Genomic DNA, 22,121 nt, shown 5'->3' with positions numbered 1-22,121 from the left:
CAGGATTCGAACCTGTGACCTCTGCCTTCGGAGGGCAGCGCTCTATCCAGCTGAGCTACGGGTGCATACCGTTCGCGAGATGCTTACGCCATGCTTACGCAAGATTTTCGGCTCGTTAAAGAGCGAACCCGATATCCGCTCAAGCCGTTGTTTAGTCACTTCTTTCTTCCAACACCTTTCGCTTTCGCCAGACTTGACATCCGCCTTCGGAGGGTAGCGCTCTATCCAGCTGAGCTATGGGTGCTTACCGTATCGCAACTGCTTACGCAGTGCTTACGTGAACTTTTCGCGAGTTGAAAGATCGAAATGAAGGCCTTGCGAATCCTTGCTGCTATAGTCTTTCTTCATCTCCTCTTTTTCACGCTTCCTGTTGACATCAGCCTTCTAATGTCAACTTTTTTGTCCACTCGCACGACGGGGGCAAAACTGAACCGGATCTCGCGCCCCAGACTGAATCGACAGCTCGGATTTTCGCCGCCCGAACGGTGGCATCCATTCTTGATGGGAACCTGGTGTATTCTCAAGGTCTCGTGCTCTTGTCCGCTCCCCGGGTCACTGTTTCATTTGAGGCTCATCTTCCGGATGAAGCTGCAACGAATGCCTTTGTAAGGTGGCCGTCGTTCCAGATCAGCCATGGAAGCCTCGGGCGTCTGGATAACCCCGGACGGCATTCTGTGCAATTCGCAGGGCTGCGAAATTCCGACATCGCCTCGCCCGCCTGACGGCGGTGGTGTCATGAGCTTGACTGGCAGGACTGACCCTGCGCGCCGCTGCCGACGTTTCGACAGGATGGCTTTTGCAGGGATCAGCGATCTGCCAATCGCTCGATGTCTCGGGCGATGTCCTCGGCGAGGCGGGCAACCTTGTCCTGCGCGTCGCTACGTTGCGCATAGGCCCGCAGACCGAAAATCTCGGCCTGCAACCGGCAGGCCAGACGTTCGGGATCAGTGCCGTCGGGCAGTTCGCCGGCAGTCTGGGCTGCGCGGAATGCGGTGGCAAACTCTGCCTCCATTCCCTCCATGATCTCTTCGGTCAGACGGCGCAGGACCGTGTCGTCGTCAGGCGTCTCCAGCAGCGTCTTGACCAGCATGCAGGCGCGCGAGGGCACCGCGTCGGCCTGAATGCAGCCCAACGCCCGCACATAGGCTGCAAGTCCGGCCAATGGCGATGCTTTCGCGACCCTTGCCTGTCGAAGCTGTTCGCGCGATCGCCGTGCGTAGATGTGAAGCGTCTCGGCAAACAGCGCCTCCTTGGACCCGAAGGCCGCATAGATCGAGCCGGGTCGCATGTTCAAGGCCGCTTCGAGGTCCTTCAGCGACGTCGTGTGATAGCCCTTGCGCCAGAACAGCGCCTGTGCCCTGGCAAGCACCTCGTCCCTGTCATAGCCGGCTCGCCTGGCCATCCGCGCACCCATCCGTTCGATTCATGAGCAAGTGTTCAAAAATAACTTGAACAAGTGCTCAAGTAAAGCTACTTGCCAAGTCGAACACTTGATCGATCACTCAAGAAAGGACGATCCGATGGCCGATTTCACTCTTCACACGCTGGAAAGCGCCCCCGAGGAAAGCCAGGCGCTTCTTGAAGACAGCCGCAAGGGCTTTGGCCGCGTTCCCGGTCTGCATGCGGTGATGGCAGAGGCTCCGGCCCTTCTGGACGGCTACAAGCATCTGCATCAACTCTTTGCGCAAAAAACCAGCTTCAACAAGGACGAGATGACGGTCGTCTGGCAGACCATCAATGTCGAGCATGGATGCCATTATTGCGTGCCCGCACATACCGGGATCGCCAAGATGATGAAGGTGGACGACGCGATCACCGAGTCGCTGCGAAACGAAACGCCGCTGCCCGATGCGCGTCTCGAAGCCTTGCGGACCTTCACGCTGCAGGTGGTGCGCCAGCGCGGCGATCTCGGCGAGGACCAGGTGCAGGCATTTCTTGAAGCGGGCTACACCAAGCGCCAAATCCTCGAAGTGGTCCTGGGCGTGGCGCAGAAGGTGATGTCGAACTACACCAATCATCTGGCACAAACACCGGTGGACGAGCCAATGAAGGCTTTCGCCTGGACCAAGGCTTCCGCAGCCGCCTGAGGCTCGATGCAGCCGTGCGATAATGTCGCATCGGACGGGTCCGAACTCGGGCCCGTCTTCCTGCGTTCGACAACGATCCGCCCCGCCGCTCTTGCGCGCCGTCCCGACCGGACGCCGAGAAAAGGACCCGACCCATGCCCCGATCCGATACCCTGAACCGCAGATTCGTCCTGGCCGAACGCCCAAGAGGCGAGCCGGATGACAGCACGCTGCGGCTGGAAACCGGCGATGTGCCGGCGCCCGGCAAGAACCAGATGCTGCTGCGCAACGAATATCTGTCGCTCGATCCCTACATGCGCGGTCGGATGAGTGACGCGCCCTCCTACGCCGCGCCTGTCGGAATCGGAGAGGTCATGGTCGGCGGCACCGTCGCGCAGGTCGTCAGTTCGGATATCGACGGCTTTGACGAAGGCGACTGGGTTCAGGCCTTCGGTGGCTGGCAGGATTATGCGCTGTCCGACGGTACCGGTGTCCTGAACATGGGCAAGAACCCCGAAAATCCGTCCTGGGCGCTCGGGGTTCTGGGCATGCCGGGGCTGACCGCCTGGGCCGGCCTGACCCGGATCGGTCAACCGAAGGCCGGCGAGACGCTGGTCGTTGCCGGGGCCAGCGGCCCTGTGGGTGCGACGGTCGGCCAGATCGGCAGGATCCTCGGGCTTCGTGTCGTGGGCATCGCTGGCGGTCCCGAGAAATGCGCCCATGTGGTCGATGCCCTCGGGTTCGACGACTGCATCGACTACAAGTCCGAGGGCTTTGCGCAGGCTCTGGAAAAGGCGGTTCCGGGTGGAATCGATATCTATTTCGAGAATGTCGGCGGCGCGGTGTTCGATGCCGTCATGCCGCTTTTGAACCCGTCCGCGCGGATCCCGGTCTGCGGGTTGATTTCGCAATACAACGCCACCTCGCTGCCGGATGGCCCGGACCGGCTGAATCTGCTTTTGGGAACCATCCTGCGCAAGCGGATGACCATGCGCGGCTTCATCGTCTTCGATGATTTCGGCCATCTCTATCCCGAATTCGCCGAACAGATGCGCGCATGGGTGAAGGAGGGGAAAATCAAGTATCGCGAGGAGGTCATCGAAGGTCTGGAACAGGCCCCGCGCGCATTCGTTGGCTTGTTGCGGGGCGAGGCCTTCGGCAAGCGCGTCATCAAGCTGAATCGCTGAAAAGATCAGGAAAAGGAAAGATTCCGATGAAGATACTCATGGTTCTCACATCCCACGACCGGTTGGGCGATACCGGCAAGAAGACCGGCTTCTGGCTGGAAGAATTTGCGGCCCCCTATTACGTCTTCAAGGATGCCGGTGCCGAGATCACGCTGGCCTCGCCCAAGGGTGGCCAGCCGCCGCTGGATCCGTCAAGCGATTCCGAGGACGCGCAGACCGAGGCCACGAAGCGGTTCAAGGCCGATGACGCGGCCCAACGCGCGCTGGCCAACACCGCCGTGCTGTCCACCGTTTCGGCCGACGGATTCGACGCCATTTTCTATCCCGGCGGCCACGGTCCGCTCTGGGATCTGGCCGAGGATGGCGACAGCAGGTCGCTGATAGAAGCCTTCGCCGCGAACGACCGTCCCATCGGCGCGGTTTGCCATGCCCCGGCGGTGTTCCGGCATGTCGAGGGTTCGGACGGCAAGCCGCTTGTTTCCGGCAAGAAGGTCACAGGCTTTGCCAACACCGAGGAAGACGGTGTCGGCCTGACCGATATCGTGCCGTTCCTGGTCGAGGACATGCTGAAGAAGAACGGCGGCGACTACCAGAAGGGCGATGATTGGACCTCGTTCGTGGTGACGGATGGAAAGCTGGTGACCGGCCAGAATCCGGCCTCGTCAGAGGCTGCCGCACACAAGCTGCTGAGCCTTCTGTAAAATGCAAAGGCGGGGCGGTGTTGCCGGCCTTCCCGCCATGCCGGGCCCGTGCCCGGGGGCGCGCACGCATTCCGACCAACGGAGAAAACGATGAACATCCTTGTTGCCGGCGCCACTGGCCAGACCGGTCTGCGCCTGATCCAGGCGTTGAAGACGAAGGGCCATTCCCCGATCGCGTTGGTGCGGGATTCGTCCGACACCGGCCAGCTTCCCTCCGAGGTGCAGATCCGCCGGGGCGATCTGACGGACCTGCGGGACGGGATCTGCGAGGGCTGCGAGGCGGTGATTTTCGCGGCGGGCTCGGGCAGTTCCACCGGACCCGAGATGACTGACAAGGTCGATCGCGACGGCGCCAGGCGTCTGGTGGACCTGGCTGTCCGGGCGGGCGTGCGGCGCTTCGTCATGCTCAGTTCCGTCGGCGCCGACAATCCCGACGGGGACAGCAAGCTTGGACACTACCTTCAGGCCAAGCACGATGCCGACGAGCATCTGATCTCTTCGGGGCTTGAATTCGCCATTCTCCGCCCTGTCGCGCTGACCGACGACGAGGGCACGCGAAACATGCGCTTTGGCGATGAAGTCGACGTGACCGGCAAGGCCGCACGAGGCGATGTCGCCGCCGTCCTGGCCGACGCGGTTGACAACCCGGAATGGACCGGAAAGGTTCTGACCATGCAGTCGATCTAGGCGCAGCGATCCGGCGCCGACCGGCCCATGTCTTGGCTATGTCTCAACGGCGCTCAGGTAGGCTTTCAGCGCCACCGCGTTGTTGTGTTCGTCATCTTTCGCGCCATAAACCAGCGTGACCCGGCCCGATTCCAGTCGCTGGCGCAACGCTGCGACAAGATCGTGGTTTGCATCCAGTTCGCCCGCATAGCGGCGCTTGAATTCCTGCCACTTGTCCGGGTCGTGATCGAACCAGTCGCGCAGGCCGTCACTTGGCGCGATGTCCTTCATCCAGTCATCCAGTTCCAGCGCCTCTTTCGAGACGCCGCGCGGCCAGATGCGATCCACGAGGATCCGCTGTCCGTCGGATGGGCCGGGCTTTTCATAGGCACGTCTCAACCAGATTTGGGTCATCTTTCCTCCTTCGGCATATCGCCCGCTCCGGTCAGCACCATGTCCATCGGAATGTCGTGGGGCTGCGGATAGATCGTGGCGATGGCGGCAACGGGATGACCCACACCGATGAATATCGGCCTGGACGGCAATGCCGCCAGTGTCCGGTCGAAAAACCCGCCGCCATGGCCCAGCCGGAAAAGCCTGCGGTCGTAGCCGACCACGGGCGCGATGAGGATGTCCGGCACGACCTCGTCCGTTCCGACCGGGTTCGGAATGTTCCAGACGCCGCGTTCCCAGCGGCAATCGGGTCGCCATTCGCGGAACGCCAGGGGCTGGCCCTCGGCGACGACGACCGGCAATGCGGCGCGCGATCCCTGCGTGCAGGCCCGCTCCATCCAGCCGCGCAGATCGAGTTCGCCGCGAAAGGGCCAGTAGAGGCTGATGACGGTATCGGGACCGTGATCGACGATTCGGTCAAGCTCTGCACCGACCGCGACGGCAACCCTGGCCCTTTCTGCCGCCGAAACCCCGAGGCGCAGGTCGATGAGGCGCGCGCGCTCGGCCTTGCGCCAGCGGGCGACGTCGCGTTTCTGAACCGGATCGACGGCCGCAATGCCGTCTTGCATGGTCTCCAGTTCGTGGGCGAAGCAGGGTGGCGAGGCGTATCCATCCGCCGGGGTTCGGTTCATCGGCTCGCTCCTTGCTGCCGGTCGAAAATCAACCCGTCCGAAAGGGTCATCCCGGCGTGACAGGCATCGTCTCGGCAAGCATCAATGACTGACGTTGACGCGAGACAGGAACCGGGCGCCGCCGGCGGAACCGGAATTCCGATCATGCCGGCCTCAGGCTCGGTGGCGTCGATCGGCCGTATCCGCCGCGCCAGTCCACAATATTACCGTGAATCGATGCGGCGATGCGGCTGGCACGCTCGATCACATGCGCCGCACCTTCCGGCGGACAGGTTTCGCGGGCGGTCTGTGAAAACAGATCGAGCCAGCGATCGAAATGTGCTTGCTCCACCGGCAGCCCAAGATGCGCCTGCATCGGAGAGCCGTGGTAGCGACCTGTCATCAGGGCGACGGAAGACCAGAAATCGACCATCCGGTCGAGATGCGGCGGCCAGTCGGTGATCCGTTCGGCGAAGATCGGACCCAGAAGCGCGTCTCGCCTGATCCGGTCGTAGAATCCGTGAACCAGACGGGTCAGAACAGCGTCATTCAGCCCTGTCCGGTCCATCAGGGCCGATGTGATCTCTGGCCTGAGGGTGACGGTTGCTTTGGGCGTCGCTAGGGGAGGGGGCATGTCATTCACACTTGAATAGGCATTTTCAATGCTGTTTTATAGAGCCGACACGCCCACGTAAACCCCGACGAGATTTTCTGATGCGTCTGACCGCCTTCACCGATTTCGGCCTCCGGGCGCTGATGCGGATCGCCAGCGAACCGGAACGCGCCTTTTCGACCGCCGAGATCGCCGATGAGTTCGGCATATCCCGCCATCACCTGACCAAGACCATGGCGGCGTTGGCCAATGCGGGTTTTCTGACAACGAGACGTGGTGCCGGAGGCGGGGCGATGCTGGCCCGACCGGCGGCGCAGATCGGACTGGGCGAGGTGGTGCGGGTTCTGGAACGCGATCAACCGCTTGTCGAATGCTTTCGGGTCGATGGCGGGGCCTGCGTGATCACGCCGCAATGCCGTCTGAAATCCTTTCTTTTCGCAGCCGAAGCCGCGTTTCTGGACCGGCTCGACCATTTCACCCTGGCCGATTGCGCGCTGGATCCGCGCGGTCGGCCTGTAAAGGAGGCATTGTCGTGAAGCTGAGGCTGACCGAAACGGGCGTCGAAGTCGCCGCGGAAGACCTTGCCCCGCTTCTGGAACTGGATCCGTCCGATCTGCGCCGTCAGATGCGCGACGGAGCGGTGACAACCCGGTACGAGGTCGGCCAGGACGCGGATGCGGGCCGGTTCCGTGTCACCTTTCAATCCGCCGATTGGCGGGTCAGGTTCACATGCGCCAGCGATGGAACCGTGCTGAAACGACTGCGCAACAGGCGCGGCGGATGATGTCGTCCGGGACAGCGGTTGCGTCCGAAGTCATGACAGGCTGGATCGAATTCGCCGCCGCGATCGCGGTGTTCTTTCTCAGCCATTCGCTGCCGTTGCGTCCGGCCGTCCGCGCGCGTGGCGTCGAATATCTGGGCCGCGGCGGCTTTGGCCTGCTGTATTCGGCGCTGTCGATTGCGGCGCTGGCCTGGATGATCGGCGCCGCGGGTCGCGCGCCCTTCGTGCAGCTTTGGCCGCGGCAGACCTGGCAAACCCTGGTGCCGTTGATCGCGATGGCACTGGCATGCCTGATTGCCGCCTTCTCCATCGCCCGGCCCAATCCCTTTTCCTTCGGCGGCGGGTCTTCGGGTTTCGATCCCGCCAGGCCGGGGATCGTGCGCTGGCTGCGGCACCCCATGCTGGCGGCGCTGGCATTGTGGGCTGCAAGCCACATGGTGCCCAACGGCGATCTGGCGCATGTCCTGCTTTTCGGCATATTCGCGGCCTTCGCCGTTCTGGGAATGCGCCTCGTGGACCGGCGCAAGCAGCGCCAGATGGGTGTCGCGCAGTGGGCCGCGCTGCGACGCGCGGCAGGGACCGGACCCTTCGTGCCGCGTCCTGTCTCGTCCGCCCATGCCGCGATCCGCTTTGGGATCGCGGCGGCTCTGTATGTGACGCTGATCGTGTTGCATCCGGTGGTGATAGGCGTGTCGCCTCTGCCCTGACAGGGATCGGTCTGGCCGTTTGCGCGAAAAGATGCGTTTCCGAAAGACCTGTCTGCCGCGCAGGATTGCAGAATTGCGCCCGTGGATGTCGGGTGACGCTGGTGCCGTGCGGCGGGAAGGTTGCATAGAGAATGGCAGGCGAATAAATTGACATCCATGATACCGATTTACGGCGGCCCGTGACGCCGTAGAATGACAGGGACGGTCGAGGACGGACGGAGCGACATATGCGCATGGACATTCACAACGCCGACGTCCCCGTGCTGTGTCGCGCCTGCGAAGCACGGCATCGCGGAATCTGTGGCGCGCTTGATGCGCCGGAACTGTTGCGGCTGGGTCGGACCAGCAGCAGACACGAATACGGTGCCGGAACGACCCTTGTCGCCGCCGGGGAACGCCCCGAACATTGTTCGAACATCCTCAGCGGAGTCGTGAAGCTTTCCAAGCTTCTGCCCGACGGGCGCCAGCAGGTCGTCGAGTTGCAGTTCGCGCCGGATTTTCTGGGCCGGCCGTTCGGCGGCGAAAGCGATGTCCTGGTCGAGGCGGCGACCGATGTGCGGCTGTGCTCGTTCCCGCTCGACATGCTTCAGACGATGATGGCCGGGTCGGCGGCCTTCGAGACGCGGATGCATCGCCAGGCGCTGCGTCAGCTGGACGATGCCCGCGACTGGATGATGACGCTGGGTCGCAAGAACGCGGCCGAGAAGGTGGCCTCGTTCCTGCTGATGCTTTCGCGCCATGTCCGTCCTCAGCAAGAGGGGTATTCAACCTCCTTCGCGCTGCCGATGGGGCGATCGGACATCGCCGATTTTCTCGGCCTGACGACCGAGACGGTCAGCCGCCAATTGACCAGGTTGCGAAAGGACGGCGCCATCGCGATTGAAAGAACGCGGCATGTCGAGGTTCTGGACCTGGACGAATTGAAAGAGGTCGCGGCGGGCGGAACCTAGTCGCGCCGCGACAGCGCCTGCCGGTAGAGAGGCAGGATCACGTCCCGATCGAAAGCCGAGTGCCGCATCAGCGGCCGGAACAGGCCGCGCAGGAGATAGCCGAGCTGATCGGCCTCCGCATGTCTCCGCGACCGGACGAAGCGCATGATGGCTTCGGCGACGATGGCGGCGTGATCCTCGTCCTCGACATGTTCCGCCCGCAGCCGGTCCAGCGTCGGGCCGATCGACGCTTGCCACGTCAGGATCGCCGGAAACACGTGGGTTTCTTCAAGATCCTGGCAGGCCCGCAAGGTCGGATGAAGCGCGTCGGCCAGCATCTTGGCCGCCAGCGTATCGATCCGATCGGGAAGGTCGTCGGCCAGCGATTCCAGATCGCGGCACATGCGTTCCTGCCGCGAAATGAGAGCCTCGAAATGCTGCGAAAGGCGGTTGCGTTCCAGGGTGATGTCGATGGGCACTTGCACCCGATCGCCTCCTGCGACGACATGACGTGCGATGGCATCAGGCTATGCAATCAATCCTTCGCCAACTTGATCCAGATCAAGAAATGGTGACGACGCGGCACTAGGAGTTGATGGCCAAATCGTTGGGTCTTTCCGATGCCTGCCTCTGCCGCCCTCCATTCGACAGGTTCTCGAACCGTGACCCTGTCCGCACCGACGATCCGCTGCGGCGGCTGCGTTGCCGCGATCGAACGCGCCCTTGTATCGCGCCCCGATGTCGATCGCGCGCGCGCCAATCTGACCCTGCGCCGGATCAGCGTCACACCCTCGCCCGCAGCGGCCGATCTGTCCGGAATTCTGGACGCGCTGGACCGGATCGGCCATCCGGCGACCCCGATCGACGCGGCTGATCTGTTCGTCGAGGCCGGCGACCGGACCGGTCAGGCGCTGCTGCGCGCGGTCGCCGTGGCGGGGTTCGGCGCGATGAACGTGATGCTGCTGTCGGTGGCGGTCTGGTCCGGCGCGACCGGGGCGACGCGGGACAGCTTTCATCTGATCTCGGGGCTGATCGCGGTGCCGATCGTGGCCTATGCGGGGCGGTTCTTTTTCGTTTCAGCCTGGCGCGCACTGCGCCGGGGCGGCGTGAACATGGATGTGCCCATCGCGCTGGCCATCGCGCTGGCCACAACGCTGAGCCTGTACGAAACCGCGCGCGGCGGGGACCAGGTATTCTTTGACGCGGCCGTGACACTGACCTTCTTCCTGCTGATCGGTCGCTGGCTGGACCACCGGATGCGGGACCGGGCGCGCAGCGCGATGACGGGTCTGGCACGTCTTGCCGTGCGCGAGGCGGTCGAGGTTGCGCCCTCGGGCGCGACGCGCGCGGTCACGGTCGATGCCATCGTTGCGGGCATGGTCCTGCGGATCGCGCCGGGCGAGCGGATCCCGGTCGATGTCCGCATCCTTGCCGGTGCCTCCGATCTGGACCGGTCGCTCGTCACCGGAGAATCGCGTCCCGTCAGCGTGGGTGCCGGCTGCGAGGTCGAGGCCGGGGCGCTGAACCTGACCGGCCCCGTGGACGCGGTGGCCCTGCGCCCCGTCAGCGACAGTTTCCTGGCGCAGATGATGGCGATGCTGGCCACGGCCGAGGAAGGGCGCGGCCGCTATGTGCGCATCGCCGACCGCGCGGCGCGGCTTTATGCGCCGCTGATCCATCTGCTGGCGCTGGCGACGTTCATCGGCTGGATGGCCGTGACCGGCGATTGGCAGGTGGCGGCGTTCGTGGCGATCAGCGTGCTGATCGTGACCTGCCCCTGCGCGCTGGCCCTGGCCGTTCCGGTCGCCCATGTCGTCGCCGCCGGCCGGTTGATGGCCGATGGCATCCTGATGAAGGACGGATCGGCGTTGGAACGGCTGGCGCATATCGACCGCGTGGCCTGGGACAAGACCGGCACGCTGACAACCGGCGAACCGACGATCCGTGCATGGCCCGACATGGATGCCGCGTCGCGAAGGGCGGTTACGTCGCTGGCCGCACGGTCGGCGCATCCGGCGGCGCGCGCGATCGCAAGGCGCCTTGTCGCGCCCGCCATGATGTCGGCGGATGTGCCGATGGATGTGGTGGAACGCCCCGGATTCGGCGTCGAGGGTGTGATCGCCGGCCAGCGGGCGCGGCTGGGGCGGGCCGTCTGGGTCGGCGAGATCGCGGCCGATATGGCAACCGGGGACGGTCCCGCCTTTGCCTTCGACGGAGGCGCGATGCTGCGGTTTGCGCTGGACGAAGACCTGCGCGACGGCGCGGCGGATGCCGTGGCGACCCTGGCCGGGATGAACCTGGCCGGCGAGATCCTGTCCGGCGACGCGGCCCCGGCCGTGGAACGGGTCCGGCGCCTCCTGGGGCTGGGCGGGGCGCAATCGGGCATGAAGCCCGCGGACAAGATCGCCCGGCTCGACGACCTGCGCGCGCAGGGCATCCGGGTGCTGATGGTGGGCGACGGGCTGAACGACACCGCGGCGCTGGCCGCCGCACATGTGTCGATGGCGCCGGCAACGGCATCGGATGCGGGCCGGGCCGCCGCCGATCTGGTGTTCCTTCGCGACGATCTGCGCGCGGTGCCGCAGGCCGTCGGCCTTGCCCGCCGCACCGGCCGCATCGTCCGGCAGAATTTCGGCCTGGCGATCCTCTATAACAGCATCGCGGTCCCGCTGGCGGTCGCGGGCCTTGTCACGCCGCTGATCGCCGCCATCGCCATGTCGGCCTCCTCGGTCGCGGTGGTGGCCAATTCGCTGCGCCTGAACCGGCGCAGGGCGCCGATTGCGGCACCCGGTGCGGTGCTTTGCGAGGTGCCGGCATGACGATCCTCTATCTGCTGATCCCGATCACGCTGGTCATGGGTGCCATCGGCCTTGGCGCCTTCTTCTGGAGCCTTCGCAGCAGCCAATACGACGATCTGGCGGGCGATGCCGAACGCATCCTGCATGACGACGGCGACACCCCGCTTGTCCCGAACAAGGAGACCCCACGATGATAAAGCGTCTGACCATAGCCGAACGGCAGACCGCGATGCTGCTTTCGGTCCTGATCGCCCTGGCAGGCTTTGCCATGGCCGTCATCGGGCGGGGCGATCCGATGGGGGTGCATGGCTGGATCGTGCTGATCCTTGCCGGGGCGCTGTTCTTCGCTCTGGCCAGCGCGCTCTATGAACCCGAGCCGACCGAGGATCGCGCGGTCTCCTATTATGATGATCCCACCAAGGTCGGAATCCTGCTGACGCTGGTCTGGGCGGTCGCGGGCATGGGCATGGGGGTCTGGGTCGCGGCGCAACTGGCCTGGCCCGACCTGCGCTTTGACGCGGCCTGGTCCAGCTTCGGGCGCATCCGGCCGGTCCATACGTCCGGCGTGATCTTCGGCTTCGGCGGCAATGCCCTGATCGCCACCTCGTTCCACATCATGCAACGCACTAGCCGCGCGCGCATGGCGGGCCACATCTCGCCCTGGTTCGTGCTGCTGGGCTTCAATCTGTTCTGCATCATCGCGGCCACCGGCTATCTGATGGGCGTCACCCAGTCCAAGGAATACGCAGAGCCGGAATGGTATGCCGACATCTGGCTGGTGATCGTCTGGATCGTGTATTTCGTGCTCTATATCCGCACGCTGGCCCGCCGGAACGAGCCCCATATCTATGTTGCCAACTGGTATTACCTGGCCTTCATCCTGGTCGTGGCGGTGCTGCACATCGTCAACAACCTGGCCGTCCCGGCATCCTTCGGCGCAGCCAAAAGCTATTCGGCCTTTTCAGGCGTGCAGGATGCCATGACGCAATGGTGGTATGGCCATAACGCGGTGGCCTTCTTCCTGACCGCTGGCTTCCTTGGAATGCTCTACTATTTCCTGCCCAAGCGGGCCGAGCGGCCGATCTATTCCTATCGCCTGTCGATCCTGTCCTTCTGGGGGATCACCTTCTTCTATATCTGGGCGGGATCGCACCACCTGCACTATACCGCCGTTCCGGAATGGGTGCAGACGCTGGGCATGACCTTTTCGGTCATGCTGCTGGTGCCGTCCTGGGCCAGTGCCGGCAACGCGCTGATGACGCTGAACGGGGCCTGGCACAAGGTCCGGGACGACGCCACGCTGCGGTTCATGATGGTGGCGGCGGTATTCTATGGCCTGTCCACCTTCGAGGGATCGTTCATGGCGATCCGCCCGGTCAATTCGCTGTCGCATTATACCGACTGGACCGTGGGACATGTGCATGCGGGGGCGATGGGCTGGGTCGCGCTGATCACCTTCGGGTCGATCTATGCGCTTGTTCCGGTGCTGTGGCGCAAGCAGACGATGTATTCCTGGAAGCTGGTGGAATGGCACTTCTGGCTCGCCCTGGGCGGGACCGTCGTCTACGTCTTCGCGATGTGGAACAGCGGCATCACCCAGGGGCTGATGTGGCGCACCTATACCGAAAGCGGCACGCTGGCCTATTCCTTCACCGACACGCTGGTGAAGATGCACCCCTATTACATCGCGCGCGCCATAGGCGGGGCGATGTTCTTTGTGGGTGCCGTGATCGGGGCGTTCAACGTCGTGATGACGATCCGCAGCGTCGGCCATCAGGCACAGCAACTTGACTATCCCACCGGGTCGGAGGCCAACGAGCCTGCCGTTCCGGCGGCGGAGTAGACCCATGTTCAGAACACTTCTCGGACCGTTTGCCCGGTTCTTCGAATTTCACGCCAAGACCCATTACCGGGCCGAGCGGCATTCCATGGCCCTTGCCGGGGGCATCCTGCTGGCCGCAAGCATCGGCGGCTTCATCGAGATCGCGCCGCTGTTCACCATCGACGACACGGTCGAGGCCGCGCCCGACATGCGGCTTTATACGCCGCTCGAACAGGCCGGGCGCGACATCTATATCCGCGAAGGCTGCTATGCCTGCCACAGCCAGATGATCCGCACGCTTCAGGATGACGTGGACCGCTACGGCCCCTATTCGCTGGCGGCGGAAAGCAAGTACGACCACCCGATGCTGTGGGGATCGAAACGCACCGGGCCGGATCTGGCACGCGTGGGCGAGAAATATTCCGACGACTGGCAGGTGCGCCATCTGGCCGATCCCCGCGCCCTGGTGCCGGAATCGGTCATGCCGCAATACGCCTTTCTGCTCGACACCCCGCTGGAAACCGAAAGCCTTCCGGGCCGTCTGGCCGCCCTGCGGGCCGTGGGCGTGCCTTATTCCGACGCCCAGATCGCAAACGCGGCCAGCGACGCCTTCGGTCAGGCCATGCCCGACAGCGACCGCGCGGGGGGCGTTCTGGACCGCTATGGCGAGGAAACCAACCTGCGCATCTTCGATGGCCGCCGCGACCGCCTGACCGAGATGGACGCACTGGTCGCCTATCTCCAGATCCTGGGCGGCCTGACCGATCTGGCGGCCCGGACGCAACCGGCCAGAGGAGAGAACTGATGGAACTGAGCTATGAATGGACATCGGCCTTCGCCCAGTCCTTCGGTCTGATCTACCTGATGGTCCTGTCGGTGGCGATCGCCGTCTATGCGTTCTGGCCCAGCCTGGGCAAGCGCTTCGACAAGGCCGCCAAGAGCATCCTGAACGATGAGGACGGCCCATGTCGGTAAAGGAACGCGATCCGCTGACCGGTCACCAGACGACCGGCCATGAATGGAACGGCATCACCGAACTGAACACGCGCGTGCCCCGTGCGGTCTGGTTCTTCATCGCCGTCACGCATATCTGGGCGCTGGTCTATTGGGTGCTGATGCCGGCATGGCCGTTGGTCACGACCTATACCAAGGGCCTGCTGGGCTATGACGACCGGACACGGGTCGAACGGCAACTGATGGCGGCCAATGCGCAACGCGCCGACTGGACCCAGGCGCTGGCCACGCTGCCGGCCGAGGACATCCGCCAGGATCCCGCATTGATGGCGCGGGTCGCACAGACCGCACCGGCGCTTTTCGGCGACAATTGCGCCGCCTGCCACGGGACGAATGCCGCCGGCGGGCCGGGTTTCCCCAGCCTTGTCGACGATGCCTGGCTGTGGGGCGGTGATACTGCCACGATCATGGAAACCCTGCGCGTGGGGATCAATGCGCCCCATCCCGACAGCCGCAGTTCCCAGATGCTTGCCTTCGGCGAGACCGGGATCCTGACGCGGCCGCAGATCCGCACCGTCGTGAACTACGTCCAGTCCCTGTCCGGCCGAGAAACGCAGGCCGATGCGCAGCAACTGGCCGAGGGCGCAACGATCTTTGCCGAGAACTGCGCCAGTTGTCATGGCGAGAACGCCATGGGCAACCAGGACATCGGTGCGCCGAACCTGACCGACGATTTCTGGATCTATGGCGGCGACGATGCCGCGATGTTCACGACGATCGACCTGGGCCGGCAGGGCTGGATGCCCGCCTGGGAGGGCCGGCTGACAACGGCCGAGCGCATGGCGCTGACGATCTACATCCAGGATCTTGGCGCGGAGCAAGGCAAATGACCCGCCCGCGTCTTGTCGCCTTCGGCTCTGCCGGGTTGCTGGTTGCGGGGTTTGTCGCGGCCAATGCCCATCTCGTTCTGACCGCGATCGGCTCGCAGCCCGATTGCGTCCTCGAAGCCCCACCGAAAGAAGGCGCCGCGCCCCGAGCGGCGGAACCGTCATGCTGAGCGACCGCACCGATCCGCCCCCGCCCGACAACCCCCATGCGGGGGGCGTCATCCCCAAGGTGGTTCCACCTCTCCCGCGCGAGAACCCGCACGCCCGCAACCTGCCATGGCGGACAGCCCTGCGCTGGCTTCGGGCGGGCTGGTCCGATCTGTGGACCAATCCCGTGCCCAGCCTGCTTTACGGCGCGGGTGTCTTTGCGGTTTCGCTGCTGGTGGTCCTGGCGCTGTTCCAGTTCCGCTATGAATATGCGCTGTTCCCGGCGCTGGCGGGATTCATGGTCCTGGGTCCGCTGATCGCGAACGGCCTCTACGAAAAAAGCCGCCGACGGGAGACGGGCGAAAAGATCGGGCTGGGCGGCATGATCTTCGTGCGCCCGCGTTCTGGCTATCAGGCGCTTTTCATGGGCGTCATGTTGCTGGGGCTGTTCCTCTTGTGGCTCAGGGCGGCGGTGCTGATCTATGCGCTGTTCTTCGGCATGGTGCCGTTTCCGGGCACCGATGAACTGGTCCCGATGCTGTTTCTGACCCCGACGGGCTGGGCGCTGCTTCTGACGGGCAGTGCTGTCGGCGCGCTTTTCGCGGCCTTCGCCTTCGCGATCAGCGTCTTCGCCGTGCCGATGCTGCTGACCGAACGCACGGACGCGCTGTCGGCCATGGGCATTTCCATGGCGATGGTCTGGGCCAACCTGCCCGTCATGTTGGCCTGGGGCGCGATCGTGCTGGGGCTTTTCCTGGTCTCGATCGCAACGGCGTTCGTGGGACTGATCGTGGTCTTTCCGATGCTTGGTCACGCGACATGGCACGCCTACCGCGCCATCCGTCCCGTTGATCGCCAGCAGGGCGATGCCGAACGCATGTTCATCCGTCCGGCCTAGCGGGATCATGGTCTGCCGATCTGCACGGACGGGCCTTGCGTTTCAGTGCGGCGAAAACGATGGCTATCGCTGCCTGCGCCGGTGTCCGGCCCCGACGGCATCAGGCCGGCTTCACGCGATCTCGTCGCGTGCCCGCCCGCCGGCCCGGCCGCAGATTGCGCTCGGCAGCCCTGCCGATCGCTGGCCGGTCGGGGCCGGTTCGCCTAGCGCAGCGTGACAAGGACCGAGGCCGTCTTGTCTCGCAGCCTTGCGTCAAGCCGGATGGTGCCGGTCTCGCCAGTCGGGCGCAGCCAGCAGCCGGTGCTGCCGCCTTGCAGCACCGGGCAGGCCGGACCGATCAACCGGGCCGGACCGGCGAGGTCCAGAAAGACCGGCTCGTTCAGGAAATGCAGCCGGTTGCCAGCCTGATCCAGCGCGCGGACGATCACCCGGATCTCGTCGCTGGGATCGGCGGCGGCTTCGGTCACGTCCGCGGCCAGAACCAGCCGGTCGAACACCGCTCCTGCGGGAAAGTGACGTTCGGCCACCAGCTCGCCGTCGCGATAGCCGCGCAAAAGGCCCGAATGCCAGCTTTCGCCCCAATCGCCCAGTTCCTCGGCCGAGAAATGGCGGTGGTCGATGATCACCGGCGGGTGGGGCAGATGCGGGAACCGCTCGCGGTCGGGGCTGACACGCCTGGTCACGCGGGCATGGGACAATTCCACCTCGTCGCAATTCGTCAGCACGATCAGCGGCAGAACGCCGCCGATATTGCGCTCGCCGCGCGCCCAGACGGTGACGGGCTCCATCACGATGCCGTCCCCGGGGTCGCGCTGGCTGGCATAGGCATGGGCGGCGAATTTCGGCTCGCGGAAGATCGTCATCACGCCGTGATGGCAGATCCGGTCGCCGGCACCGAAATCCTTGTGGGTATTGTAATCGAACATGCACCAGCCGATGCAGCCGGCCAGTCCCGCGGCCGGGTCGTGAGCCGCATCCAGCACCTCGAGATGGCGCAGGACGTGTTCGTGCTGGCGATGTTCGGGATCGCCCGCCTTGGTCGGAAACATGTGCCCGTTATATTCGGTCACCAGATAGGGCACTCGGGCGGGCAGGCCGGTGACCTCCTGCTGATCGCGCAGCGCGGTGCGCGGCCGGTTCGAAAAGGGCGTCTCGAAATCGCCGAGGATGAAATCATTCATCGTATAGACGTCTTCCAGAAGCTGGCTGTCGGGGATGCAGCGAACGCCGCCGGTCGGCCGGGTCGGGTCCAGATCGCGCGCCAGCGCGTTGGTGCGGCGATAGAAATCCTCTGCATCAGGGCTTTCGTTGATGCGTACGCCCCAGATCACGATCGAGGGATGGTTCCAGTCGCGCCTGATCATCCTTTCCACGTTCAGCACCGATTCATCCTGCCAGCCGGGCCCGCCGATATGCTGCCAGCCGGGAATTTCCTCGAAGACCATCAGCCCGATTTCGTCGCAGCGGTCCAGGAACCACGGGCTTTGCGGGTAGTGCGAGGTGCGCGCGATGTTGCAGGCCAGATCGAAGCGCAGGATTTCGGCGTCGCGCTGCTGGCTGCGCCTGCCCTGCGCGTAGCCGGAATAGGGAAAGCTCTGATGCCGGTTCAGTCCGCGCAGGATGACGCGCGCGCCGTTCAGAAAGAACCCCTCGGGCGTGAAGCGCGCGTCGCGAAAGCCGAAGCGTTGGCTGAGGCGGTCGCCGCTGTCGGGCAGGGACAGCGTCAGCGTGTAAAGCGCGGGCGTATCGGGCGACCACAGCGTGATGCCTTCCAGCCCCGCAAGGCAGATCTCGCCCTGGCCGGTGGCATGCGCGATCTGGCGGCCGGACGCGTCCGACAGCACCGCCTCCACCGGGCCCGGCTGCGTGACCTCGATCCGGGCAAGGACCGTCTTGCCGTCGGCCAGCACCTCGGGCGTCTCGATCTTGACGGCGGCGATGTGGCGTTCGGGCAGCACCTCCAGCCAGACATCGCGATAGATCCCGGCATAGGTGAGATAGTCGATGCGCCCGCCGAAAGGCGGGATTTCCGGATTTTCCGATCCGTCGATTCGCACCGTCACCAAGGCTGAGCCGCCATCGAAACAGCCGGTCAGATCGACGGTGAAGGGCGTATAGCCGTCGCGGTGCCGCGCGACCCGCACCCCGTTCACCCAGGCCGTGGCATCGGCCATCGCCGCGTCGAAGCGCAGCCTGACGATCCGGCCCTGCCAGGCCGGTTCCCAGGCGATCTGGCGCTGATAGGTGAAGGGGCGCTGAAAATCGCCCTCGTCGAAATAGTTCAGCGGAAGATCGGCGGCGTTGTGGGGCAGGGTGACCGGTGTGCCCGCCATCGACGCCGCGATATGGGCCTTGTCGAACCCGGGCGCAAAGCGCCAGCCGGCGTTCAGGGTGCGGATCTCTCTCATGCCTACCACTCCGCGAAACTGCCATCGGCGTGGCGCCAGATCGGATTGCGCCAGCGATGCCCCCCGGCCGCTTCCTGCCGGACCCGGTCTTCGTTGACCTCGATGCCCAGGCCGGGGCCGTCGGGGATGGCGACGAAGCCGTCGCGATAGTCGAAGACGCCGGGATTCGTCAAATAATCCAGCAAATCCGATCCCTTGTTGTAGTGGATGCCCAGCGATTGTTCCTGGATGAAGGCGTTGTAGCAGACCGCATCCAGTTGCAGATTTGCGGCCAGCGCGATCGGCCCCAGCGGACAATGCAGCGCCAGCGCCACGTCATGCGCTTCGGCCATGGCGGCAATCCGGTAGGTTTCGGTGATGCCGCCCGAATGGCTGGGATCGGGCTGGATGATGTCCACATAGCCGCCATGCAGGATCTGCTTGAAGTCCCAGCGGCTGTAAAGCCGTTCGCCAAGCGCGATCGGGGTTGCGCAATGATTGGCGATCTCGCGCAGCGCTTCGGCATGTTCGCTGAGCACGGGTTCCTCGATGAACATCAGATTGAAGGGCGCCAGCTCGCGTGCAAGCTGCTTGGCCATGGGGCGATGGACGCGACCGTGAAAATCCACGCCGATGCCGAAATCGGGGCCCATCTCGTCGCGGATCGCCTGCACGCGGGCCAGAACGGCGTCGATCCTGGCATGGCTGTCGATGAACTGCATCTCTTCGGTGCCGTTCATCTTGACCGCGGTAAAGCCGCGATCGCCGCATTCGCGCGCCATGCGCGCGGTGTCGCCCGGCCGGTCTCCGCCGATCCAGCTATAGACCCGGATCCGGTCGCGCTGCCGCCCGCCCAGCAGCGCGTGGACCGGCACCCCAAGTGCCTTGCCCTTGATGTCCCACAGCGCCTGGTCGATCCCGGCGATGGCCGACATGTGGATGCCGCCGCCGCGATAGAAGCCGCCGCGATACATCACCGTCCAGTGGTCTTGGATATGGCCCGGATCGCGGCCGATCAGATAGTCGGACAATTCCTCGACGCAGGCGGCGACGGTGGCGGCGCGGCCTTCCAGCACCGGTTCGCCCCAGCCCGAAATCCCTTCATCGGTGCAGATCTTCACAAAGCACCAGCGCGGCGGCACGATGAATGTCTCGATGGTGGTGATTTTCATGAAAGCCTCGCGGTGAAATCCAGCCGGATGGTGTTGGTATAGATCTGTCCCGGCCGCAGGATGGCGTCGGGAAAGTCGTTGCGGTTGGGCGCGTCGGGCCAGGCCTGCGGCTCCAGGCACAGGGCCTCGGCGGCGGGCAATCGGGCCAGAAAGACCTGCAAGCCCGGCTGGTCGGTCGAAAGCCGCATCGCCCGCCCCGAGGCGCGATCCTCCAGCCACGCCACCGGGCGCAGGCCCGGCCCGTGATCGAGGCAGAGGCAATGGTCCAGGCCCGGCGCGTCCGGTCCGGGCAGCGGGCGAAAATCGCGAAAGTCGAAGCGGGTGCCCGCGACGGGCCGGGCCGGGCCTTTGGGGATCAGCGCCGCATCCACGGGCAGATAGCGTTTGGCGGCGACGCGCAGCCGGTGGTCCCGGACCGGCCCGCCGCCCGCGAGGTTGAAGAACCCGTGCGAGGTCAGCGAAACCGGGCAGGGGGCGGTGACCGTCGCGCGATAGGTCACCGTCAGGCTGCCGGGATCGTCCAGCGCAAAGTCCGCCCGTGCCTGCAACGCGCCCGGAAAGCCCTGATCGCCGTCCGGGCTGTCGAGACCCAGAACGACCGAGCGCGGGCCGCGATCCAGGACCTGCCAGTCGCGCCGGTCGAAACCCTCGGCGCCGCCATGCAGCGTATTCGCGCCCTCGTTCGCGTCCAGCCTAACCTGCCGGCCGTCCAGCATGAAGCCGGCGCCGCCGATGCGATTGGCATAGCGGCCGATGCTGCTGCCCCGGAACAGGCGTTCCCCGCGGTGATCGGCCGGCCGGGGTGGGCCGATCAGCACCTCGCCGGGATGGCCGTCCGGGCCCGGAACGCGCAGGCTGGCCAGCGTCGCGCCATGGGGCAGGATCGTCGCGGAAAGGCCCGAGGGCAACGCAATGGTGCAGGCCGGTTCAGCCATGCCCGGTCTCGTCGAAGGGTGCGACGAGGCGGCGTCTGCCACAGAGGAACGCATCCGCGACCAGCCGCAGCGGAGCCAGATCGACCGCGCTTCTGCCAGCGGCGACAAGGTCGCGAAAGCCCTCGTAGAGCCGGCGATATTCCACGTCCTCGCCGCCGATGGCCGGCTTTCCGTCGGCCTCGAAGACCGCGCCGCCGTCACGCAGGCAGGCGGTGCCGTTCGTGGTCTCGAAGCCGATCTGCCAGGTTTCCCCGCCTTGTTCGCGCCAGTCGAACTCGGCATCGATCGCAACCGCTCCGGCGGACAGCGCAAGCTGCGCCGCGATCGGGGTCTGGCGGCCCTCGGGAATGTCCAGGCCGGCCGCGCGCAGGATCACCGGGTCTGCCATCAACGTCGTCAGCAGCGACAGCGCGTTGATGCCGGGATCGAAGACGCCCAGCCCCCCCGGCTGCCAGATCCAGTCCTGACCGGGATGCCATTTGCGCACATCCTCTCGCCAGTCGATGCGGACCTGCCGCACCTTGCGGACCGACAGCCAGCGGCGCGCGGCGTCCACCGCACGACCCTCGCGGCTGTGCCAGGTGGCGAAGATCGTCAGCCCGCGCCGTCCGGCCTCGTCGCGCAGGATCTCGGCCTCGGTCAGGGTCGCGGCAGGGGGTTTTTCCAGCATCAGATGCCGCCCCGCGCGCAGGACCTGCATCGCCTGATCGAACCGTCCCTGTGGCGGCGTGCACAACGACACCGCCGCAAGGCCGGGTTCGGCCGCCAGCATCGCGGCCAGATCGGGGTAGGAGGGGCAATCCGGCAGGCTGGCGTTGCGGCTGGCGATGGCGGCCAGATGCACGCCGCCGGTCGCGGCGATGGCGGGCAGGTGCTGGGCACGGGCAATGGCGCCCAGTCCGACAAGACCGATGGCCAGCGACATCAGCGCAGCCGCTGACCGGTCTGGGCATCGAAGATCAGCGCGCAGGCGGGATCGAAGCCCGCGCCGATCGCGTCGCCGATCCGGACGGCGACCTTGTCGCGATCCTCGATGACCAGTTTTTCGCCGTTCTCGGCCGAGGCATGGACGTAGGAGACGCCGCCAAGCGCCTCGACCATGTCGACGCTCAGGCTGTCGCCGCCGTCGATCTTCAGGAATTCCGGGCGCAGGCCGACCGTTACCGCGGTCCCCTCGGCCGGCAGAGCGACAGGGCTGGGGATGCTGCGGCGCATGGTCGGGATCGCGATCTCGCCGTCCTTGACCCGCCCTTCCATGAAATTCATCGAGGGCGAGCCGATGAAACCCGCCACGAAGCGGTTGTCGGGATCATCATACAGGTCCATCGGCCGGCCGACCTGTTCGATATTGCCCGCGCGCAGGACGACGATCTTGTCGGCCATCGTCATCGCCTCGACCTGGTCATG

General features: G+C 65.2%; 25 protein-coding genes. 15 read left to right on the top strand and 10 right to left on the bottom strand.

Annotated elements, in window-relative coordinates:
- Positions 1–805: 805 nt before the first annotated feature.
- Positions 806–1,402 carry a TetR/AcrR family transcriptional regulator gene (locus tag B4A72_RS01810; protein ID WP_292950747.1) on the bottom strand — a complete coding sequence of 199 codons (597 nt, stop codon included), beginning with the start codon at positions 1,400–1,402 and terminating at the stop codon, positions 806–808.
- A 118-nt stretch (positions 1,403–1,520) separates the two neighbouring features.
- On the opposite strand from B4A72_RS01810, the gene B4A72_RS01805 reads away from it, so the two are divergent.
- From B4A72_RS01805 to B4A72_RS01790, 4 genes are all read left to right on the top strand, one after another.
- Entirely contained in the window at positions 1,521–2,087 is a 567-nt protein-coding gene (locus B4A72_RS01805; RefSeq protein WP_292950876.1) for a carboxymuconolactone decarboxylase family protein, read from the top strand.
- A gap of 134 nt (positions 2,088–2,221) precedes the next feature.
- Positions 2,222–3,253, top strand: coding sequence for an NADP-dependent oxidoreductase (locus B4A72_RS01800; protein ID WP_292950749.1), 1,032 nt, complete (start codon positions 2,222–2,224; stop codon positions 3,251–3,253).
- A gap of 26 nt (positions 3,254–3,279) precedes the next feature.
- Entirely contained in the window at positions 3,280–3,954 is a 675-nt protein-coding gene (locus tag B4A72_RS01795) for a type 1 glutamine amidotransferase domain-containing protein (RefSeq protein ID WP_292950751.1), read from the top strand.
- A 90-nt stretch (positions 3,955–4,044) separates the two neighbouring features.
- Positions 4,045–4,641 carry an SDR family oxidoreductase gene (locus B4A72_RS01790; protein ID WP_292950753.1) on the top strand — a complete coding sequence of 199 codons (597 nt, stop codon included), beginning with the start codon at positions 4,045–4,047 and terminating at the stop codon, positions 4,639–4,641.
- Positions 4,642–4,677: 36 nt separating this feature from the next.
- Here the strand turns inward: B4A72_RS01790 and B4A72_RS01785 are convergent, their stop codons facing one another.
- From B4A72_RS01785 to B4A72_RS01775, 3 genes are all read right to left on the bottom strand, one after another.
- On the bottom strand, positions 4,678–5,034 hold the full coding sequence (locus tag B4A72_RS01785) for a DUF488 domain-containing protein (RefSeq protein WP_292950755.1): 357 nt from the start codon (positions 5,032–5,034) through the stop codon (positions 4,678–4,680).
- Complete coding sequence (locus B4A72_RS01780; protein ID WP_292950757.1) at positions 5,031–5,705, bottom strand: 5-formyltetrahydrofolate cyclo-ligase; 675 nt, start codon at positions 5,703–5,705, stop codon at positions 5,031–5,033. The genes B4A72_RS01785 and B4A72_RS01780 overlap by 4 nt, the downstream gene beginning before the upstream one ends.
- 142 nt (positions 5,706–5,847) lie before the next feature.
- The gene (locus B4A72_RS01775; RefSeq protein WP_292950877.1) at positions 5,848–6,318 is read right to left on the bottom strand and encodes a group III truncated hemoglobin; all 471 of its coding nucleotides are present in this window, start codon (positions 6,316–6,318) and stop codon (positions 5,848–5,850) included.
- Between the two features lie 80 nt (positions 6,319–6,398).
- Between B4A72_RS01775 and B4A72_RS01770 the strand changes: the two genes are divergently transcribed.
- The 4 genes from B4A72_RS01770 (at position 6,399) to B4A72_RS01755 (ending at position 8,735) form a co-directional block, all read left to right on the top strand.
- On the top strand, positions 6,399–6,833 hold the full coding sequence (locus B4A72_RS01770; RefSeq protein WP_292950759.1) for an RrF2 family transcriptional regulator: 435 nt from the start codon (positions 6,399–6,401) through the stop codon (positions 6,831–6,833).
- Entirely contained in the window at positions 6,830–7,081 is a 252-nt protein-coding gene (locus B4A72_RS01765) for a DUF6522 family protein (RefSeq protein WP_292950761.1), read from the top strand. Before B4A72_RS01770 ends, B4A72_RS01765 begins: the two co-directional genes overlap by 4 nt.
- Positions 7,082–7,113: 32 nt before the next feature.
- The gene (locus B4A72_RS01760) at positions 7,114–7,785 is read left to right on the top strand and encodes an NnrU family protein (protein WP_292978000.1); all 672 of its coding nucleotides are present in this window, start codon (positions 7,114–7,116) and stop codon (positions 7,783–7,785) included.
- 233 nt (positions 7,786–8,018) lie between these two features.
- Entirely contained in the window at positions 8,019–8,735 is a 717-nt protein-coding gene (locus B4A72_RS01755) for a Crp/Fnr family transcriptional regulator (protein WP_292950765.1), read from the top strand.
- Here B4A72_RS01755 and B4A72_RS01750 read toward each other — a convergent pair.
- Positions 8,732–9,199, bottom strand: coding sequence for a hemerythrin domain-containing protein (locus B4A72_RS01750; protein WP_292950767.1), 468 nt, complete (start codon positions 9,197–9,199; stop codon positions 8,732–8,734). The genes B4A72_RS01755 and B4A72_RS01750 overlap by 4 nt on opposite strands.
- 177 nt (positions 9,200–9,376) lie before the next feature.
- On the opposite strand from B4A72_RS01750, the gene B4A72_RS01745 reads away from it, so the two are divergent.
- From B4A72_RS01745 to B4A72_RS01715, 7 genes are all read left to right on the top strand, one after another.
- Positions 9,377–11,533 (top strand): heavy metal translocating P-type ATPase, encoded by a 2,157-nt coding sequence (locus tag B4A72_RS01745; protein WP_292977999.1) that lies wholly within the window; start codon positions 9,377–9,379, stop codon positions 11,531–11,533.
- Complete coding sequence (gene ccoS, locus B4A72_RS01740; RefSeq protein ID WP_292950771.1) at positions 11,530–11,706, top strand: cbb3-type cytochrome oxidase assembly protein CcoS; 177 nt, start codon at positions 11,530–11,532, stop codon at positions 11,704–11,706. Before B4A72_RS01745 ends, ccoS begins: the two co-directional genes overlap by 4 nt.
- Positions 11,703–13,355: a cytochrome-c oxidase, cbb3-type subunit I gene (ccoN, locus tag B4A72_RS01735; RefSeq protein WP_292950773.1), complete on the top strand. Its 1,653-nt coding sequence runs from the start codon at positions 11,703–11,705 to the stop codon at positions 13,353–13,355. Before ccoS ends, ccoN begins: the two co-directional genes overlap by 4 nt.
- A 4-nt stretch (positions 13,356–13,359) precedes the next feature.
- Positions 13,360–14,139 carry a cytochrome-c oxidase, cbb3-type subunit II gene (gene ccoO / locus B4A72_RS01730; RefSeq protein WP_292950775.1) on the top strand — a complete coding sequence of 260 codons (780 nt, stop codon included), beginning with the start codon at positions 13,360–13,362 and terminating at the stop codon, positions 14,137–14,139.
- Positions 14,139–14,309 carry a cbb3-type cytochrome c oxidase subunit 3 gene (locus B4A72_RS01725; protein ID WP_292950777.1) on the top strand — a complete coding sequence of 57 codons (171 nt, stop codon included), beginning with the start codon at positions 14,139–14,141 and terminating at the stop codon, positions 14,307–14,309. Before ccoO ends, B4A72_RS01725 begins: the two co-directional genes overlap by 1 nt.
- The gene (gene ccoP / locus B4A72_RS01720; protein ID WP_292950779.1) at positions 14,300–15,178 is read left to right on the top strand and encodes a cytochrome-c oxidase, cbb3-type subunit III; all 879 of its coding nucleotides are present in this window, start codon (positions 14,300–14,302) and stop codon (positions 15,176–15,178) included. The genes B4A72_RS01725 and ccoP overlap by 10 nt, the downstream gene beginning before the upstream one ends.
- Before the next feature lie 160 nt (positions 15,179–15,338).
- A complete protein-coding gene (locus B4A72_RS01715; RefSeq protein ID WP_292950782.1) occupies positions 15,339–16,220 on the top strand; it encodes a DUF2189 domain-containing protein in 882 nt (293 codons plus the stop codon).
- A 203-nt stretch (positions 16,221–16,423) separates the two neighbouring features.
- On the opposite strand, the gene B4A72_RS01710 is transcribed toward B4A72_RS01715, so the two are convergent.
- From B4A72_RS01710 to B4A72_RS01690, 5 genes are all read right to left on the bottom strand, one after another.
- Positions 16,424–18,628 (bottom strand): glycoside hydrolase family 2 protein, encoded by a 2,205-nt coding sequence (locus B4A72_RS01710; RefSeq protein WP_292977998.1) that lies wholly within the window; start codon positions 18,626–18,628, stop codon positions 16,424–16,426.
- A 2-nt stretch (positions 18,629–18,630) separates the two neighbouring features.
- A complete protein-coding gene (gene dgoD, locus B4A72_RS01705) occupies positions 18,631–19,779 on the bottom strand; it encodes a galactonate dehydratase (RefSeq protein WP_292950786.1) in 1,149 nt (382 codons plus the stop codon).
- Positions 19,776–20,714, bottom strand: a complete 939-nt coding sequence (locus B4A72_RS01700; RefSeq protein ID WP_292950788.1) for an aldose epimerase family protein — start codon at positions 20,712–20,714, stop codon at positions 19,776–19,778. Before B4A72_RS01700 ends, dgoD begins: the two co-directional genes overlap by 4 nt.
- A complete protein-coding gene (locus B4A72_RS01695) occupies positions 20,707–21,639 on the bottom strand; it encodes a Gfo/Idh/MocA family protein (protein WP_292950790.1) in 933 nt (310 codons plus the stop codon). The genes B4A72_RS01700 and B4A72_RS01695 overlap by 8 nt, the downstream gene beginning before the upstream one ends.
- Positions 21,639–22,121: TOBE domain-containing protein (locus B4A72_RS01690; protein WP_292977997.1), on the bottom strand; the 483-nt coding region annotated here is incomplete at its 5' end. The genes B4A72_RS01690 and B4A72_RS01695, both read right to left, overlap by 1 nt.

It is taken from the genome of Paracoccus sp. UBA5162 (assembly GCF_002413585.1).
Lineage (GTDB): Bacteria > Pseudomonadota > Alphaproteobacteria > Rhodobacterales > Rhodobacteraceae > Paracoccus.
This window is presented reverse-complemented; position numbering and strand designations above follow the sequence as displayed.

Coding starts and splice junctions, on each gene's coding strand:
- B4A72_RS01810 (WP_292950747.1), bottom strand. CDS start 1,402: ATGGCCAGGCGAGCCGGCTATGACAGGGACGAGGTGCTTGCCAGGGCA.
- B4A72_RS01805 (WP_292950876.1), top strand. CDS start 1,521: ATGGCCGATTTCACTCTTCACACGCTGGAAAGCGCCCCCGAGGAAAGC.
- B4A72_RS01800 (WP_292950749.1), top strand. CDS start 2,222: ATGCCCCGATCCGATACCCTGAACCGCAGATTCGTCCTGGCCGAACGC.
- B4A72_RS01795 (WP_292950751.1), top strand. CDS start 3,280: ATGAAGATACTCATGGTTCTCACATCCCACGACCGGTTGGGCGATACC.
- B4A72_RS01790 (WP_292950753.1), top strand. CDS start 4,045: ATGAACATCCTTGTTGCCGGCGCCACTGGCCAGACCGGTCTGCGCCTG.
- B4A72_RS01785 (WP_292950755.1), bottom strand. CDS start 5,034: ATGACCCAAATCTGGTTGAGACGTGCCTATGAAAAGCCCGGCCCATCC.
- B4A72_RS01780 (WP_292950757.1), bottom strand. CDS start 5,705: ATGAACCGAACCCCGGCGGATGGATACGCCTCGCCACCCTGCTTCGCC.
- B4A72_RS01775 (WP_292950877.1), bottom strand. CDS start 6,318: ATGCCCCCTCCCCTAGCGACGCCCAAAGCAACCGTCACCCTCAGGCCA.
- B4A72_RS01770 (WP_292950759.1), top strand. CDS start 6,399: ATGCGTCTGACCGCCTTCACCGATTTCGGCCTCCGGGCGCTGATGCGG.
- B4A72_RS01760 (WP_292978000.1), top strand. CDS start 7,114: ATGACAGGCTGGATCGAATTCGCCGCCGCGATCGCGGTGTTCTTTCTC.
- B4A72_RS01755 (WP_292950765.1), top strand. CDS start 8,019: ATGGACATTCACAACGCCGACGTCCCCGTGCTGTGTCGCGCCTGCGAA.
- ccoS (WP_292950771.1), top strand. CDS start 11,530: ATGACGATCCTCTATCTGCTGATCCCGATCACGCTGGTCATGGGTGCC.
- ccoN (WP_292950773.1), top strand. CDS start 11,703: ATGATAAAGCGTCTGACCATAGCCGAACGGCAGACCGCGATGCTGCTT.
- ccoO (WP_292950775.1), top strand. CDS start 13,360: ATGTTCAGAACACTTCTCGGACCGTTTGCCCGGTTCTTCGAATTTCAC.
- B4A72_RS01725 (WP_292950777.1), top strand. CDS start 14,139: ATGGAACTGAGCTATGAATGGACATCGGCCTTCGCCCAGTCCTTCGGT.
- ccoP (WP_292950779.1), top strand. CDS start 14,300: ATGTCGGTAAAGGAACGCGATCCGCTGACCGGTCACCAGACGACCGGC.
- B4A72_RS01715 (WP_292950782.1), top strand. CDS start 15,339: ATGCTGAGCGACCGCACCGATCCGCCCCCGCCCGACAACCCCCATGCG.
- B4A72_RS01710 (WP_292977998.1), bottom strand. CDS start 18,628: ATGAGAGAGATCCGCACCCTGAACGCCGGCTGGCGCTTTGCGCCCGGG.
- dgoD (WP_292950786.1), bottom strand. CDS start 19,779: ATGAAAATCACCACCATCGAGACATTCATCGTGCCGCCGCGCTGGTGC.
- B4A72_RS01700 (WP_292950788.1), bottom strand. CDS start 20,714: ATGGCTGAACCGGCCTGCACCATTGCGTTGCCCTCGGGCCTTTCCGCG.
- B4A72_RS01695 (WP_292950790.1), bottom strand. CDS start 21,639: ATGTCGCTGGCCATCGGTCTTGTCGGACTGGGCGCCATTGCCCGTGCC.